This is a genomic window from Pseudoalteromonas sp. P1-26 (assembly GCF_001401795.1).
Classification (GTDB): domain Bacteria; phylum Pseudomonadota; class Gammaproteobacteria; order Enterobacterales; family Alteromonadaceae; genus Pseudoalteromonas.
The window spans coordinates 1-16,864 of the sequence record NZ_LKDX01000008.1; the positions used below are offsets into that span (position 1 = coordinate 1).

The 16,864-nt window shown below is 41.3% G+C and carries 13 protein-coding genes and 1 tRNA gene; 4 read left to right on the forward strand and 10 right to left on the reverse strand.

What is annotated here, in order from left to right; all coding sequences use genetic code 11:
- Nucleotides 1–116 precede the first annotated feature (116 nt).
- Nucleotides 117–184 (forward strand) — tRNA-OTHER (locus AN394_RS21895).
- Between the two features lie 175 nt (nucleotides 185–359).
- Here the strand turns inward: AN394_RS21895 and AN394_RS06155 are convergent.
- The gene (locus AN394_RS06155; RefSeq protein ID WP_055021024.1) at nucleotides 360–2,306 is read right to left on the reverse strand and encodes a glycoside hydrolase family 97 protein; all 1,947 of its coding nucleotides are present in this window, start codon (nucleotides 2,304–2,306) and stop codon (nucleotides 360–362) included.
- A gap of 194 nt (nucleotides 2,307–2,500) precedes the next feature.
- On the opposite strand from AN394_RS06155, the gene AN394_RS06160 reads away from it, so the two are divergent.
- The gene (locus tag AN394_RS06160; protein WP_054561379.1) at nucleotides 2,501–3,409 is read left to right on the forward strand and encodes an ABC transporter substrate-binding protein; all 909 of its coding nucleotides are present in this window, start codon (nucleotides 2,501–2,503) and stop codon (nucleotides 3,407–3,409) included.
- A 40-nt stretch (nucleotides 3,410–3,449) separates the two neighbouring features.
- Here the strand turns inward: AN394_RS06160 and prpF are convergent, their stop codons facing one another.
- From prpF to AN394_RS06185, 5 genes are all read right to left on the reverse strand, one after another.
- Nucleotides 3,450–4,619, reverse strand: a complete 1,170-nt coding sequence (prpF, locus tag AN394_RS06165; RefSeq protein ID WP_054561378.1) for a 2-methylaconitate cis-trans isomerase PrpF — start codon at nucleotides 4,617–4,619, stop codon at nucleotides 3,450–3,452.
- Between the two features lie 3 nt (nucleotides 4,620–4,622).
- On the reverse strand, nucleotides 4,623–7,214 hold the full coding sequence (gene acnD / locus AN394_RS06170; protein ID WP_054561377.1) for a Fe/S-dependent 2-methylisocitrate dehydratase AcnD: 2,592 nt from the start codon (nucleotides 7,212–7,214) through the stop codon (nucleotides 4,623–4,625).
- Between the two features lie 116 nt (nucleotides 7,215–7,330).
- The gene (prpC, locus tag AN394_RS06175; RefSeq protein WP_054561376.1) at nucleotides 7,331–8,455 is read right to left on the reverse strand and encodes a 2-methylcitrate synthase; all 1,125 of its coding nucleotides are present in this window, start codon (nucleotides 8,453–8,455) and stop codon (nucleotides 7,331–7,333) included.
- Nucleotides 8,456–8,479: 24 nt separating this feature from the next.
- Nucleotides 8,480–9,355: a methylisocitrate lyase gene (gene prpB / locus AN394_RS06180; protein ID WP_054561375.1), complete on the reverse strand. Its 876-nt coding sequence runs from the start codon at nucleotides 9,353–9,355 to the stop codon at nucleotides 8,480–8,482.
- Between the two features lie 87 nt (nucleotides 9,356–9,442).
- On the reverse strand, nucleotides 9,443–10,144 hold the full coding sequence (locus AN394_RS06185) for a GntR family transcriptional regulator (protein ID WP_054561374.1): 702 nt from the start codon (nucleotides 10,142–10,144) through the stop codon (nucleotides 9,443–9,445).
- Between the two features lie 280 nt (nucleotides 10,145–10,424).
- Between AN394_RS06185 and rsmF the strand changes: the two genes are divergently transcribed.
- Together rsmF and AN394_RS06195 are read left to right on the forward strand one after the other, a co-directional pair.
- Nucleotides 10,425–11,864 carry a 16S rRNA (cytosine(1407)-C(5))-methyltransferase RsmF gene (gene rsmF / locus AN394_RS06190; protein ID WP_055021025.1) on the forward strand — a complete coding sequence of 480 codons (1,440 nt, stop codon included), beginning with the start codon at nucleotides 10,425–10,427 and terminating at the stop codon, nucleotides 11,862–11,864.
- 310 nt (nucleotides 11,865–12,174) lie between these two features.
- Complete coding sequence (locus AN394_RS06195) at nucleotides 12,175–12,990, forward strand: polysaccharide deacetylase family protein (RefSeq protein WP_054561372.1); 816 nt, start codon at nucleotides 12,175–12,177, stop codon at nucleotides 12,988–12,990.
- Here the strand turns inward: AN394_RS06195 and AN394_RS06200 are convergent.
- Genes AN394_RS06200 through AN394_RS06215 form a run of 4 tightly spaced genes read right to left on the reverse strand, consistent with a single transcriptional unit; the run spans nucleotide 12,987 to nucleotide 16,864 of the window.
- Nucleotides 12,987–14,807: an alkaline phosphatase D family protein gene (locus AN394_RS06200; protein WP_054561993.1), complete on the reverse strand. Its 1,821-nt coding sequence runs from the start codon at nucleotides 14,805–14,807 to the stop codon at nucleotides 12,987–12,989. The two genes, AN394_RS06195 and AN394_RS06200, sit on opposite strands and share 4 nt — an antisense overlap.
- A gap of 35 nt (nucleotides 14,808–14,842) precedes the next feature.
- Nucleotides 14,843–15,622, reverse strand: coding sequence for a TatD family hydrolase (locus tag AN394_RS06205; RefSeq protein ID WP_054561371.1), 780 nt, complete (start codon nucleotides 15,620–15,622; stop codon nucleotides 14,843–14,845).
- Between the two features lie 13 nt (nucleotides 15,623–15,635).
- Entirely contained in the window at nucleotides 15,636–15,962 is a 327-nt protein-coding gene (locus tag AN394_RS06210; protein ID WP_054554720.1) for a PilZ domain-containing protein, read from the reverse strand.
- 8 nt (nucleotides 15,963–15,970) lie between these two features.
- Nucleotides 15,971–16,864, reverse strand: coding sequence for a DNA polymerase III subunit (locus tag AN394_RS06215; RefSeq protein ID WP_054561370.1), 894 nt, complete (start codon nucleotides 16,862–16,864; stop codon nucleotides 15,971–15,973).

The following is a 16,864-nucleotide window of genomic DNA, read 5'->3' on the forward strand; positions in this document are numbered from 1 at the left end:
AAATTTAAAAGCTCAGTTGGTTAGAGCGCTACCGCTCTCTATGGCCCACGCCAAAATCGGTGGTTCGAATCCACTCGGTCGTACCAATTCTAATTTTTCCGAATTATAAATTTAAAAGCTCAGTTGGTTAGAGCACTACCGCTCTCTATGACCCGCGCCAAAAGTTGGTGGTTCGAATCCACTCTGTGTACTAATTCTAAATTTCTCTAATTTAAAAAAATAAAAAGCTAAGTTTATTAGCGCATCCCTCCTCTCTGTGACCCACGTCTAATTTAACAAGGCAAATATAGCTATAAAAAAAGCGAGCAACCTGCTCGCTTTTCTCTACTTGGTTTTGTTTATCGCCTATTAACTCACATTTAGCGACCAATTATCAGTGCGCCACCTTGAGCTAGTAAGTTTAAGGTTAATTTACCACTGTTACTTACTGTGACTTGCTTACTACCTGCACTGCCATCTTTTTTATCAAACAACAGGGTGATTTTTTTACCTGCTAACATAGGCAAATCAATATCTAATGTTTTAGATTTATTTTCACCATTTATGGCTGCTACCCACCATGTTTGCTGGTGACGCCTCGCAATCGTTGCATCTTGACCCGGCTGACCTGCAATATAGCGTGTTTCATCCCATACCGTTGGCATCGCCTTTAAAGTATCAATAACAAATTTAGGTTGCTCTTCAAGGTTATTTGGCGTCAGGCCAAAATGTTGCACTGGTGATTGATAAAGCACACCTGTTGCCAGTTCAAATGTATCTGTGGTTTTACGAATATTGCCGACTGTTTGATCTTGAGATAAGCGTTTGTTTAAAAACACTGGGGCAAAGTCCATAGCGCCAATAGCATTACGAGTGAACGGTAAAATAGTCGCGTTATACGCATGTAAATCTAACGAATTTTGATGAAAAACAAGGTTCTCCGATGCCAGTACCGCTTCAGATGTGACGAAGTTAGGATACATTCTTTCCCAGCCACGCGGGATGGTGCTGCCATGAAAGGTGATCACTAAACCATACTGATTTGCATCTGTAAGAATATCTTCATAGAGTTTAATGGTCTCTTGTTTGTCACCACCAAAAAAATCTACTTTAAGCCCTTTAACACCAATGCTTTGCAACCACGCCATTTCATTTCGACGTGCTGGTGCACTGTTCATTCTATTTTGTGGGGTTTGAGGTGCGTCATTCCACCAGCCATTTGAGTTGTACCATAAAATAACATCAACGCCCTTTCCATTGGCGTACTTAACCAATTCAGCCATTCTCTCGCGGCCAATGTTTTTATCCCACCAATTGTCGATTAATACATATTCAAAATTTAATGATGCAGCTAAATCGATAAATTTGATTTGGTCATCGTAGTTGATACTTGGGTCTTGCCAAACAATCCAGCTCCATGTTGAACGACCCATTTTATATTCTTGGCTTGCTTGATAAAGGGGTTTAACCAAATCAAACGCCACGGTTGATTCAACAATTGGCTTTAAACTCGTTCCTAACGTGATGGTGCGCCAAGGTGTGGTTGCAGGCATTGCCATAGCCGCATAAGTTGCACCAATGCCATTGTTTTCTCCAGCCTGAGGAAATGAAATACGATAAACACCGTCTTTCGTGCCCTCGCTTAATTTTGAGCCAACATAATGGCTATCAACACCGGTTTCAGAAATTAATAACCAACCTTTATCGCTATTTTTAAATAATGCAGGAAATGTATAGCCCACGCCATTCGCTGACGGTGTTCCAAGGGCTTCGTTGAAGGTGTAAGGCTCTTCGTAACTTGGTTTTGTTTGCATCCAGCCCGTTTCAGGTAAGGCTTGTGGGCTTATAAACGTGGTTGCATTATCTGGTAGGTTAAAAGCACTGTATTCAGCTAACACCTTAATACGGGTATCAGTTTCAGCTCCCGATATCTGATAACGAAATGCAACATCGCTATCAGACACGTTAAACTCGACTCCTAGTACTTTGCCCTCTTGATTTTCAAATTGCGCTTTTAAGGTATTCGCCGTGTAGTTTACTTCACTCACCTTTGCATTATGCAGCTTATATCTTTCATTGACTGAAGCTGTTGTATGGCTTTTATATTTTAGGCTTTGTGAAAAATCACCCAGGTTGGTATTTAAACCAAGCTGTGATTGCTGCAAAAACTCTTGGTTGCCATAATTTACGCTATAAACAAGCTGATTTTGTTGTTTTTCGAGTTTTACAGTTATTTGTCCATCTGGGCTTGTAACGCTAAGCGGTAATTGTGCGTGAGCAAGCATAGAGCTTGTGAGAAGTGATATATAGATACTTGGTTTTATCATTGTTGTTATCCTTAAGCTGCAAAAGCATTAAGTGATATCATAATACAAATGTAAACTTTTTGTCACTCAAGTCTATTAATATAAGCTGTGATCGAAAAATGTACTCCATCCGTTAGATATTGTTACAGTTACTAGGTTGTATATTTACGGCAAAAGGCTAAGCTTTAGATAAATAACAAAAACTTAAACAATTTATGAAACTACTGACCGTATTTTTTTTATTCGCCTCATATCAAGCTCTTGCGGGCCTTACGCCTGTTAGCTTTGAAAAAAATGGCGAAATCATCACTGAAGAAGCGGTGCGTTTCAACGGCGGATATGGGTATAACTTAGATGCCAAACATGTATTAAAGCTCGTTACTTTAGATTGGCCTCCTTATATAGACGAAAACTTATGCAACAAAGGCTGGCTCTATCAATTTACTGTAAGCTCCTTACTTGAAAAAGGTTATGGCGTGCATATTGGTTTTTATCCTTGGGCACGTGCCGTAAGAGAAGCTGAACTAGGCCGCGCTGATATTCTTTTTCCTGAATATTTCGTTGAAGATGATGTTATTTCAGATAACTTCCTTGATAAAACCCGCAACGATTTACTCGCTTTGAGCCATGCCATTCCAGGTGGGGATCTTTCTTTCGTGGCGTTAAAGGGAACTCAAATTCCATTTAATGGCGATTTAAACTCTGTAAAAGACTTGCCTATTGGTGTAGTTCGCTCATATAAAAACACCAAAGAACTCGATGCCATGATTGATAATAAAGAAATCGATACAATCGTCGCTAATAATGAGTACCAACTAATTCATCTCTTACTTAGTAACCGCGTAAGCCTGATTGTGGCAGATCTTGAAGTGTTAAAAGCAAGCGTTTACAAGTCTGAATTATCAATTAGCGGCAAACGACAAATACTAGAATCACTGGTCGCATTAGAGCCTAAGCTTGAATACAAACCGCTATATTTTTCTGTCAGCAAATCAACGCCACACTGGCAAAAAGTTTTAGAAGACTTAAATGATGAAATAGAACTCATGCAACAGAGCGGCAAGTTTGATGAGTTTATTGAAGGTATGAAGCAACAATGCTACGGATTAGACAAAGCGGCGTAAACGCCGCTTTATTTTGATTATATCAGTACGCAAGTGAGTACTACTCGGGCACTCGAACCCAGCCTTCCATTAATACACGTGCACTTCGGCTCATACTTGCTTTTGTGACTTGCCAATTACCATCAACAAGTGTTGCAGCAGCGCCCACTTTTAAAGTGCCAGAAGGATGACCAAAGTTTACCTCCTGTCGCTCACCACCACCTGCAGCAAGGTTTACCAAGGTACCAGGAATAGAAGCTGCAGTACCTATTGCAACCGCAGCCGTGCCCATCATGGCATGGTGCAACTTACCCATCGACATAGCACGTACTACTAAATCAATATCAGCTTCGTTTACAACTTTACCGCTTGATGCATGATAAGTTTTAGCTGGTGCAACCCAAGCTACTTTTGGCGTATGTTGACGTGCCTTTGCTTCATCAATATGAGAAATTAGCCCCATTTTCAACGCCCCATAGGCACGAATCGTTTCTAACTTTTCAAGTGCCGATGCATCACCGTTAATGGCTTCTTGTAGCTCTGTGCCATCATAGCCAACTTCACTGGCGTTAATGAAAACTGTAGGAATACCCGCATTGATCATCGTTGCAGACAACATACCAATACCCGGCACTTCTAATTCATCGACTAAGTTACCTGTTGGGAACAAAGCCCCTTCGCCATCAGCAGGGTCCATAAATTCAAGTTTTACTTCAGCGGCTGGAAAGGTCACGCCATCAAGCTCAAAATCACCAGTTTCTTGCACTTCACCGTTAGTAATTGGCACGTGCACTATGATGGTTTTACTAATATTGACTTGCCATACTTTAACTTCAACAACGCCGTTCTCTGGAATTTTGCTGGCATCAACAAGACCATTTGATACAGCAAAGGCCCCGACTGCTGAAGTTAAATTACCGCAGTTACCACTCCAATCTACAAACGCTTTATCGATAGCAACTTGACCAAACAGATAATCAACATCGTGATCAGCTTTAGTACTTTTCGATAATATCACCGTCTTACTGGTGCTTGAGGTTGCACCGCCCATACCATCAGTTTGTTTTTGGTAAGGATCGGGGCTGCCAATCACACGTAATAACAGGTTGTCGCGCGCCTCACCTGCCACTTGAGCAGGCTCGGGTAAATCAGTCAAGTTAAAGAACACCCCTTTACTGGTGCCGCCACGCATATAGGTCGCTGGCACCTTAATTTGTGGTTTAAATACCATTGCTTAGTGCTCCTCAGATTCTAAAAAATCTTGCGCGAAACGTTGCAGTACACCACCCGCTGAATAAATTGACACTTCTTCAGCTGTATCTAAACGGCACGTCATTGGTACTTCAACGATTTCACCATTGGCACGGGTAATCACTAGTGTCAGTGTTGCGCCTGGTGTTGGCTCACCTTTAACACTGAAACTCTCACTACCATCAATACCTAGCGTAGTTCGCGTGGTACCTGCTTTAAACTCAAGCGGTAATACACCCATACCAATTAAGTTGGTACGGTGAATACGCTCAAAGCCTTCGGCTGCAATCACTTGAACACCAGCTAGGCGTACACCTTTTGCAGCCCAGTCACGTGATGACCCTTGACCATAATCGGCACCAGCCACAATGATAAGCGGTTGTTTGCGCTGCATGTAGGTTTCGATAGCTTCCCACATACGCGTCACTTTGCCTTCTGGTTCAATGCGAGCATATGAACCTTGCTTCACTTCACCATTTTCTTTAACCATTTCATTCAATAACTTAGGGTTAGCGAATGTAGCACGCTGTGCTGTTAAATGGTCACCTCGGTGAGTAGCATACGAGTTAAAATCTTCTTCTGGGAGACCCATTTTAGCGAGGTATTCACCAGCAGCACTTGACGCTAAAATCGCATTCGAAGGTGATAAATGGTCAGTAGTGATGTTGTCGCCCAACACAGCTAAGGCACGCATATCACTCAAAGAGCGTTCACCCGCTAATGCGCCTTCCCAATAAGGAGGACGGCGAATATAAGTACTTTGTGGACGCCATTGGTAAAGCGGATCGTTGTCTTCGCCATAATCTACACTTAAATCAAACATTGGCTCGTAAACCTTTTTGAACTGCTCAGGTTTAACACTTTGTTTAATCACTGCATCAATTTCTTCGTCTGATGGCCATAAATCCATAAGGCGAATTTCGTTGCCTTGTTGATCATGCCCTAATACATCTTTTTCGATATCAAAACGAATAGTACCGGCAATAGCATAAGCAACAACCAGTGGTGGTGAAGCTAAGAATGCTTGTTTAGCATAAGGGTGAATACGACCATCGAAGTTACGGTTACCCGAAAGTACAGCCGTTGCGTATAGGTCTCGGTCAATCACTTCTTGCTGAATTTTTGGATCAAGCGCACCACTCATGCCGTTACAGGTTGTACACGCGAAGGCAACAATACCAAAGCCAAGTTGTTCAAGCTCAGGTAATAAATTGGCTTCTTCTAAGTAAGACTTAACCGCTTTAGAACCCGGTGCCAGTGATGTTTTAACCCATGGCTTACGAGTTAACCCTTTAGCGTTGGCATTACGCGCAAGTAAACCTGCAGCAATAACGTTGCGTGGGTTACTGGTATTAGTACAACTTGTGATTGCAGCAATGATACAGGCGCCATCTGGCATTAAGCCTTCTTCATTCTCAACAACGCCAGTGATACCTGCTTTATCAAGTTCGCTTGTTGCAACACGGCGATGTGGATTTGAAGGGCCCGCAATATTGCGACCAACTGAAGACAGATCAAAAGTTAACACACGCTCATACTCGGCCGTTTTAAGGCTATCACTCCAAAGGCCAGTCTCTTTTGCGTAAGTTTCAACTAGTTTAACTTGCTCTTCTTCACGGCCTGTTAAACGTAGGTAATCAAGTGTGTTGTCATCGATGTAGAACATCGCAGCTGTTGCGCCAAACTCTGGCGTCATATTAGAGATAGTTGCTCTATCACCTAGGGTAAGTGCATCGGCACCTTCACCATAAAATTCAAGGTAGGTCGACACAACTCTTTCATTACGTAAAAATTCGGTGATCGCTAATACGATATCGGTTGCAGTAATACCCGGTTGTGGCTTGCCTTTTAGTTCAACACCCACAATATCTGGTAAACGCATGTAAGATGCACGGCCAAGCATCACACTTTCAGCTTCAAGACCACCTACACCGACTGCAATAACACCTAGCGCATCGACCATAGGTGTGTGGCTATCTGTACCAACTAATGTATCTGGGAATGCCACGCCGTCACGTTTTTGGATCACAGGTGACATTTTCTCTAAATTAATCTGATGCATAATGCCGTTACCCGGCGGGATCACATCAATATTTTTAAATGCTGTTTTCGTCCAATTAATAAAGTGGAATCGGTCATCGTTACGACGGTCTTCAATAGCACGGTTTTTTTCAAATGCGTCAGGTTCAAAACCTGCGTGTTCAACCGCTAATGAATGATCAACAATTAACTGTGTAGGTACCACAGGGTTCACTTTTGCAGGATCGCCGCCTTTTGCAGCTATTGCATCACGCAAGCCTGCTAAATCAACTAACGCTGTTTGACCTAAGATATCGTGACACACAACACGCGCAGGAAACCATGGAAAATCTAAATCACGCTTGCGGTCAATTAACTGCGACAGTGCATCATTTAGCATTTCAGGGTCACAGCGACGAACTAAGTTTTCGGCAAGTACTCTTGATGTGTAAGGAAGTGTGTCATAGCTGCCCGGTTTAATTGCATCAACAGCAGCGCGCGTATCAAAGTAATCGACGCCGGTGCCTGCTAATGGTTTTCTAAAATTTGTATTCATGATGATTCTACTTGTACTTGGTGACGGTGAACAAAGGTGGCCTGATTGTTTTTGTATTTATTTCGCCCCTTCATAAAGGGGCAGCCAAGCTACCCCTATCACTGATTTAATTACGATTAACGCTCAGAAATTGGCGTATAGCTACGCGCTTCTGGGCCCGTATAATCTGCACTTGGGCGAATAATACGGTTATTAGCACGTTGCTCTTTCACGTGCGCTGTCCAACCTGTTACACGGCTCATCACGAAAATTGGCGTGAATAACTTAGTTGGGATACCCATGAAGTGATACGCAGATGCATGGAAGAAATCAGCATTACAGAATAATTTCTTTTCACGCCACATAACTTCTTCACAGCGAACAGACACTGGATAAAGCACATCATCACCCACTTCTGCTGCCAGTTTTTCTGACCACTTTTTGATAATCACGTTACGTGGATCTGATTCACGATAAATGGCATGACCAAAGCCCATGATCTTGTCTTTACGCTCAAGCATACCCATCAGTGCATCTTCAGCTTGGTCTGCACTTGTGAAGCCTTCAATCATATCCATAGCCGCTTCGTTCGCACCACCATGTAATGGACCACGTAAACTACCAATAGCACCCGTTACACAAGAGTGAATATCAGACAATGTTGATGCACACACACGCGCAGTGAATGTTGATGCATTAAACTCATGCTCTGCATAAAGAATTAAAGACACATTCATTACTTGCTCGAACAGTGCTGATGGTGCTTCGTCATGTAATAAACGTAAGAAGTGTGCACCTACCGAATCATCATCTGTTTCAGTTTCAATACGAACGCCGTCATGGCTAAAACGATACCAGTAACAAATAATGCTTGGGAATACGGCAACTAGGCGATCAATCGCATCATTCGCTTGCGAGAAATCTTGCTCCATCTCTAAGTTACCTAGCATAGAACAACCCGTACGCATTACATCCATTGGGTGCGCGTCTTTAGGAATGTTCTCAAGCACTGTTTTAAGTGAATCTGGTAAACCACGTAGTGATTTTAGCTTTGCTTTATATTCAGTCAGCTCAGACTCTGTTGGTAATTCACCGCGCGACAGTAAAAAAGACACTTCTTCAAACTGCGCTTTATCTGCTAATTCACTAATATCATAACCACAATAAGTTAAACCTGAACCTGATTTACCTACTGTACACAGTGCTGTCTCACCTGCTACTTGTCCACGTAAACCTGCGCCGCCTAATGCTTTATCTACCATGAGTGTTCTCCTTATATGTTGTCGTTATGATTTTTTAGCTGAGAAAAGGTTATCGAGTGTGTTTTCATATGAGTGATAATCTAAAAACTCATATAATTCCGCACGTGTTTGCATATTGTCTACTTGGCTTTGTTGCGAGCCTTCGCTAAGAATAGACGAATACACATTAAGTGCGGCTTTGTTCATGGCTCTAAATGCACTAAGTGGATAAAGTACAATTTCAACACCCACTTCGCTCAATTGCTCTTTTGTATAAAGCGGTGTTTGGCCAAATTCGGTGATGTTCGCAAGAATTGGCACATTTAACGCTTTAGCAAATGCTTGGTAATCTGCTAAATCATGCACAGCTTCTGCAAAAATAGCGTCTGCGCCAGCTTCAACACACGCTGCTGCGCGGTCAATAGCTGCATTTAAGCCTTCTTTTTGGAATGCATCAGTACGCGCCATAATGTAAAAATCACTGTCTGTTTTGGCATCGACCGCAGCTTTAATACGGTCAACCATTTCATCTTTAGACACGATCTCTTTATTAGGACGGTGACCACAACGTTTTTGTGCTACTTGGTCTTCAATATGGAAGCCCGCTGCGCCTGCTTTGGTCATTTCTTTAACGGTACGAGCAATATTAAATGCACCGCCCCACCCTGTGTCAGCATCAACAAGAAGCGGTAAGTCGGTAGCGCTGGTGATTCGACGAATATCTTCAAGTACGTTATCAAGGCTAGTCATACCTAAATCTGGCATGCCGTATGATGCGTTAGCAACACCAGCACCTGAGAGGTAAAGTGCTTGGTGACCTGTTTTTTCTGCCATCATTGCGCAGTACGCGTTGACGGTGCCAACCACTTGCAATGGCTTGTTGTTGGCGATTGCCTGTTTGAATTTCAATCCTGCTGACATTGGATAACTCCTATCTTTGAACGGTTTTAGCTCTTTGGCTAACTCTATTTTTTAAATCTAAATTGTGACTGTTTAACTAAAGCGCTACTAATTTTTTGCTGCGAGTAAGTCAAACTTAGTCTGAATATTTGCCTGAGACGCACTGATATGGCGCTTCATAAGCATTTCGGCTAATTCACCGTCATGGTTTTCAATGGCATTAATAATAGCCAAGTGTTCATCAAACGCTTTTGATACACGCGGCCCAACCATCCCCATTTGTACACGGTACATACGAATTAACTGGTACAACTCATTACATAAAAGATGAATTAAGTGTGCGTTTTTCGACCCTTTAATAATGCGATAATGAAAATCAAGGTCGCCCGCTTCTTGGTAGTATGATTCACCTTCTTTTACACGCTGTGTTTGTAAGTGCTGGTTCAATAACTGTTTTAAACCCTGCACTTCTTCAGGTTCCATGTTATCGGCAGCTAAACGACAAGCCAGCCCTTCTAAGGCACTACGAACCTGATAGACTTCGATTAAACGCTCAGCTGTTAGTGCAACGACACGGCAACCGACATTTGCTTTACGCTCTACCAAATAACAGCTCTCTAAACGATTTAGCGCCTCACGTAAGGTGGCACGGCTTACACCATAGCGTTTAGCAAGTTCTGGCTCAGAAATTTTGCTACCCTGCTCGATGGTGCCTTGGACAATTTCACGACGCATGTCGACAAACACTTGGTCTGATGCTGTTGTTATCGTGATATCGTTGTAGTTATCGTTGGCTTTTTGCTCTGTCATAATAGGTCTATCAAAGTACTAAATTAAGATTGTCGACAATTTGTGAGTTCACTATGCGCCCTATCATTGCAAGTGTCAACCTTGAGATCGGAAAAACAGGCTAAAAAACCAACAAAATGTCGACATAAATTGATATTTATCAAAAATAATGGCTATAAAGAACATTTATATTAGCAATATGTCGACACTTCAATATCACTCTTAAAAAGCTAAAAATATCCCCTGATAGCGCTATAAATGGTATGATCCAGCTATTACTACGTGATGTGAGAGCCATTTAGTGGACGCTAATACATATATTCCTGACTCATTTATTGATGATGTAAAAAGCTACCTTCCCGAACATTTATCTTTAGACGACTTTATTGCAGCCTGTCGCCGCCCACTCAGACGATCTGTTCGCGTAAATACCTTAAAAATGTCAGTCGATGAATTTCAGCGTCAATGCGCCAAAAAAGGATGGGAATTAACAGCAATTCCATGGTGTGAAGAAGGATTCTGGCTAACACGTCCTAGCGACGAAGAAGCGGCGCTTGCCATCGGAAATACCGATTTACACTTAAGTGGTGCTATGTATGTACAAGAAGCCAGCTCAATGTTACCGCCGGTAGCACTGAGAGCCGAAGTTCAGCAAAGCGATGCGGTACTTGATATGGCATCGGCACCAGGTTCAAAAACATCACAAATCGCTGCCATGATGGATAATAGTGGCGTGTTAGTGGCCAATGAGTTGTCATCGTCACGCTTAAAAGTATTAGCAGCAACCCTTAAACGTATGGGCGTAGGTAATTGTGCATTATCACATTTTGACGGTGTGATCTTTGGGGATTACATGTATGAGTGCTTCGACAGTATTTTGCTAGATGCCCCGTGTTCAGGTGAAGGCACGGTTCGTAAAGATGCAGACGCCCTAAAGAATTGGTCAATCGAATCTAATATTGATATTGCTGCTGTGCAAAAAGCCCTTATCAAAAGTGCCTTTTATGCATTAAAACCAGGCGGCACATTAGTGTATTCGACCTGTACTTTAACACCTATTGAAAACCAACAAGTGTGTGAGTATCTATTAGCAGAGTTCCCTGATTGCATCGAAGTACAATCGCTCAATACTCTGTTTGATGGCGCAGACAAAGCGACAACCAGCGAAGGTTATTTGCATGTTTGGCCGCAAACTTACGACAGTGAAGGTTTCTTCATCGCTAAATTTAAAAAAATAGCGTCAAGCGATAACCCTAATCAAAAAGTTAAAAAAGGCGCATTTCCGTTTGCTGAGTTTGATAAAAAACAAAGCCAAGCGTTTATGCAAACAATTAAAAAACAGTTCGGTCTAAAATCACTCAAAGGCACGTTAATGCAGCGTGATAAAGAGCTTTGGTTGTTTCCTGGTGGCTTTGATGAACTGCAAGATAAAATTAAATACTCACGTTTAGGTATTCAACTTGGCGTGATCCACAAAGGCGGAGTTCGCTTAACTCACGAGTTTGCCACTGTCTTTGGCCAAGATTGCGATAAAAATACCTTTGAGATGTCTGCTTGCCAAGCAAACGATTACTTTAACGGTAAAGATATTAGGCTAGAAAAACCAACGCAAGATAATGGTGAAGTAGTTTTAATGTTATGTGGTTGTCCGGTAGGCCTAGGTAAGTGGCAAAAGAATAAAATTAAGAACTCATTACCTCGTGATTTGGTCCAAAATGCCCAGTTGATAACTTGGGTATAAGTTGCGCATAAAGACTGTATAAATAAGGCGCTAATTTAGGTAAAAAGCTGTAACAGACTGATTTTAAACTAGTATAAAATTTGTACATTTACCGTGCAATTTCCTGCTGATTAACTACACTTAAAAGTACTTTCTACTTCTCCCTACTGAATTTAGAAGGTGTTTTTTTATAGTTAGCGCAGGCTCACACGAGCCACCCCCTAAGCCCAGAACAATGCGGATTCGTTCTGGGCGTTTTTTATTCAAAAGTCGCATAGCAAAGCATTAGTCTTTTTGATTTCATTGTAAAAACAATGATAAAGGATTGATTATGCTTAAACCCTTGTGCGTCGTACTACCACTTTTAATCAGCTGCCAAACTCTGGCAAAAAGCAGTGACTACCTAGGCTTTGACTACCCTAATAAGGCTAAAAATGCTGTCAGTATCACTTTTGATGATGCAAGACATAGCCAAGTTGATACCGGTTTAGCACTTTTAAACAAATACCAAATAAAAGCGACATTTTATGTATCCCCTTTTAACGTAAAAGAACGTGTTGAAAAGTGGCAAATGGCTGTAAAAACAGGTCACGAAATTGCTAATCATACGGCAAGCCACTTGTGTACCGGCAACTTTGAATGGCTTCGGGAACTTGGGGTGTCGCTTGAACAATTTACGTTAAAAGAAATGGAGCAAGATATCTTAAAGGGGCAAGATTATATAAAAGCCACACTCAACGTGACACCAACCGCTTTTGCCTACCCTTGCGGAAACACCTTTGTTGGCCGTGGTGCAAATACTAAAAGTTATGTACCGTTAATAGCCAAGCACTTTAAAACAGGTAGAACTTGGCTCGACGAAACGGCAAATAACCCCAACTTTACAGACTTTTCGCAGTTAACTAGCTTACCCATTGATGGACTTACTTTCGAAGAGATCCAAAAAACCATAGAGCAGCACCGAACTAACAATAGTTGGATCATTCTGGCAGGCCACGATATTGGCAAACGAGATCAGTACACTACCGGCACCGACGCGCTAGAGCAGCTCATTGTTTATCTACAAGATCCTAAAAATGGGTTTTGGTTAGATACAGTAAGTAATGTTGCTGACTACGTTGAGGCGAATCGCAAAGCAATAGATTAATTATCGTTTAAATCGAATTCAGTTATTTGGTTATCAGCGTGAATAAGTTCATATTTAGCAAGCAAACCGTCATTGAGCTCAATTAAGCTGATAGCCGCATTACTGACCAAATACTTTTGCCCTTCGCCTATGGTTTGGTGTTTATCAACTTCCATTTGCCAACGTTTAGTGAAAAAGTTAAGTGGGCTTTTTGGCGCATATAAAATTGAGTCGAGCTTATCGAGTACATTAATAAGTTTACGTGGGAACTCATTTTTAATGCCACTGGCGGTCAACTGCCAAATCCGATTTTTATGCTTACCAAAGCGTTTTTGCACTGAAAAACAAAATGAATAATGGACATCACCAGAGAGGATCAAGGTTTCTTTTGGCGTATCTTCACGGCGAAAAGTATCTAGCAACTTTTTAGCAGAACCTTCATGGGCCATCCAGTTTTCAACATCAACTAACAAGGGTTGCCCGCAAAAATTAAAAATCGCTTGAATTGCTTCAATCGATTTAACACCAAACACCGGAGCTGGAGATACGATAATCACTTTATCGTGAGACAATAAGCTTTCTTCTAATTCAGTGAGCCTTTCCCAATCAAGTAAACCTGATGGCTCATTGAAGTTTTGTTCATTACGCCAGCGATGGGTTCGGGTATCGAGCACTACAACCTTTGGAATGGTATTAAGCTCGTAATGCCAATGGTTAAAATTGAGTATTAACTTATCAAAGTCTTTAAAATACCAGCTCTGTTGCTGCAGACTTTCTTTAAAGCTGGGTAATAAAGACAGTGAGTTATCGCCTGCATCATTACCAATCCCCTGCATTAACCAATAACTAATTAAACCATTATTTACAATACGACGGCTAGCTGGGTGCTGATAAATAGCCTGCTCCCAGCCTGCGGTTAAGTTCCAATCATCGGTGACATCATGATCGTCAAACATCATTAATGTCGACACATTAGCGAATAACCTTTCAACGCTTTGAAGACCCTTTGCAAAGCCAACCAGTGCGTCCTTTTCAAGTTTAAATAAGTTAGCGTATTTAGGGGCTAATGCTGGGCATTCAATTGATTCAAAATCAATTAGCTGCCAAGTAACAGCGCTGAAGTTTAATAAATAAAGCGCAATAAATTCTTGAAAATGAATTAAGTGGTTTTCAGCTTTTAAACTTGAGAAGTGTGGCTCGTCTTTTTTGAGCCAATAACCAACACCAAATTTGCTCCGTTTCTGCCAAGGTACTTTGGGTAAGTGTAAATGGCGCTGATATAGTTGCTGCTCAAACTCTTCTGGCAAATCTAAATCAAGCTCTGGTTCTCGAAACACACCAAATAGGCTAATCACTTTTTCAATCGCGAGCAGCATTGGCCCTGCGACATCATCCGCATATATTTGGTCGCCAGATAACAATAATAAATCAGCACCTGCATTAAGCGATTGGCGCTGATCATTTTGCCAATTATCTGCAGCAACAAGGCTGTCTTTTGCAGGGTGATGAGGATTACGACACGAACCATGAAGAATTCTATCGAGTCGATTTGGGATCACAAATGCCGGAGATTCGGCACGTTCATAGCAATAAGACGATAAATCAAGGCTTTTTTCTTCATCATGTAATGAATAGTAGATCAGTGAATCAACTGCAAACTGGCCACTGACTGGCATGACATTAATGAAATTTAAGTAAAGGTGTTGCCCTAATTGGATTGATTCTAAGCTAGAGAATGTCTCAACACCTTTAAACTCTATTCGGTATTGGCAAGGCCTAGTTGTAACAAATTGAAAGCACACTCGCCCTGCATCTGCTCGGCGTACCATTGGCCCCATTACTAACTGAGGTAAATTCGATACGCCGTGCACTATTACGCCCTTTTAGCCTGATTGAACAACGAATAAAAGTTGTTAGTTGTTGCTTCAGCTAATTCGTTAAAAGTAAGCCCTTTTAACTCAGCGATGTAGTAAGCGACATCTTCAACATAGGCTGGTTGATTTGTTTTACCACGATATGGCACAGGCGCTAAATACGGTGAATCTGTTTCGATTAGTAAGCGATCTAGCGGAATTTGCTTTACAACGTCTTTTAACTCTACTGCATTTTTAAACGTAACAATGCCCGAAATCGAAATATAAAAGCCCATATCAATGGCTTTTTTGGCCATTTCCCAGTTCTCTGTAAAACAATGCAATACACCGCCACAATTCTCAGCATTGTGAGCGCGCATTAAGTTAATAGTGTCTTCTCTAGCGTCTCGTGTATGAATAATAAGCGGCTTATTTAGCTCATTGGCAACGTCGATATGACCCACAAAGCTTTCTTGCTGAACAATATGGGTGTCTTTTGAGTAATAGTAATCAAGACCCGTTTCGCCAATAGCAACCACTTTGTCGTGGCTTGCAAGTGAAATAAGCTTTTGCTTATCGAGTGCGTCTTTTTGATCGAGTGGATGCACACCGCATGATGCAGAAACATCTGGATAGTTCTTAATTTTATCCAGCATACTTGGGAATTGATCTAAAGTTACACTTACACATAAAAAGTGTTCTACTTTCTTTGCGCGAGCATTATCTAGTACTTGGTCTAAGTCTAAGTCTAGTTTTTCAAAATCTAAACGATCTAAATGACAATGAGAATCTACAATCATGGTACTTCTTTTATTACATGGTATAGGTCGGATTGCCGGAGTTTAACATAGTACCGAGTAGTTTTTCGATTTTCGCATTCAAATTGGTTTTATCATCGATAAAATTAACACCAATACCTGGTGGGTTTGAGCTTTGTGCACCTTGTGGTGTGATCCAAGCAACTTTACCCGTTACTACATCATCTTCTAGTGCATCTGGTAATGTGACCTTTAAAGCCAATGAATGACCCATTTCAAAGCGCATATTAGTGCGAACAAACAAACCACCATTTTTTAGATAAGGCATGTAACAGCGATATAATTCTTCTAAGTCTTCAATATCTACTAATAATTCTTGCACGATACTTCCTAATTTTGGCTTTCACGTAAAGTAAACGCTAATTGTGAAATGGCTAGTTCCATATTCAAGCCAAGCACATGTGAGTTATTATAAAGAAACTCTGAAATTGCAGTTTGTGCTTTCTGATAATTGAAAAAGTCCATTCCTAACATTAATTGCGTTTTAAGATGCTCTGTTAAGAACAAAGCAAATACATTAACCAAGCTATGATCTTTATTAAGGATGTCGACTAACGCACTGAAATTATGGCTGTCTTTTATCTCAGTTGCAAATTTATAAAGAGAATCGACAGCTTCAAGTTGGTTGTCATTTTGCCACTGCTGAACAAGTAAAGGTTGCCTAGCGAACAACTCTAACCATGAATAATTAGCAATATTTAATGATGCTAACCATTTTTTCGTATATTCAGAGTTAACTTTTATTTCGTGTACGGCACAGCGACTTAAAATTGTTGCAGGTAATAATGCTGTTTGCTCGCACGTTAACAATAAATAACGGCGTAAGCTTGGCTCTTCAAGGGTTTTTAATAAAGCATTAGCCGCAGCAGTGGTCATTTTGTGACACTGTTCGAGCACAACTACTTTGTTACCATTTTGCGCCGCTGAATGGTTGATAAAATCACTGATCTCACGAATTTCATCAACGCCTATTGTTTGGCCTTCCACCTTTACAACGCGTTTATCAGGATGAGTACCCGCTTGATTAAGTTGACAGCTTTTACAATTGCCACAGGCTTTTAAATTTACAGGTGACGCGCAAAGTAAGCCATCGGCGAGCGAATCGACTAAACATTGTTTGCCGACACCTTTATCACCATTAAATAGCTGGGCATGATGAAAGCGTTGCTGTGCAAAACTTTGCGCTAGTTGCTGATAAAGCCCTTCAAGCCACGGCAAAGGCAT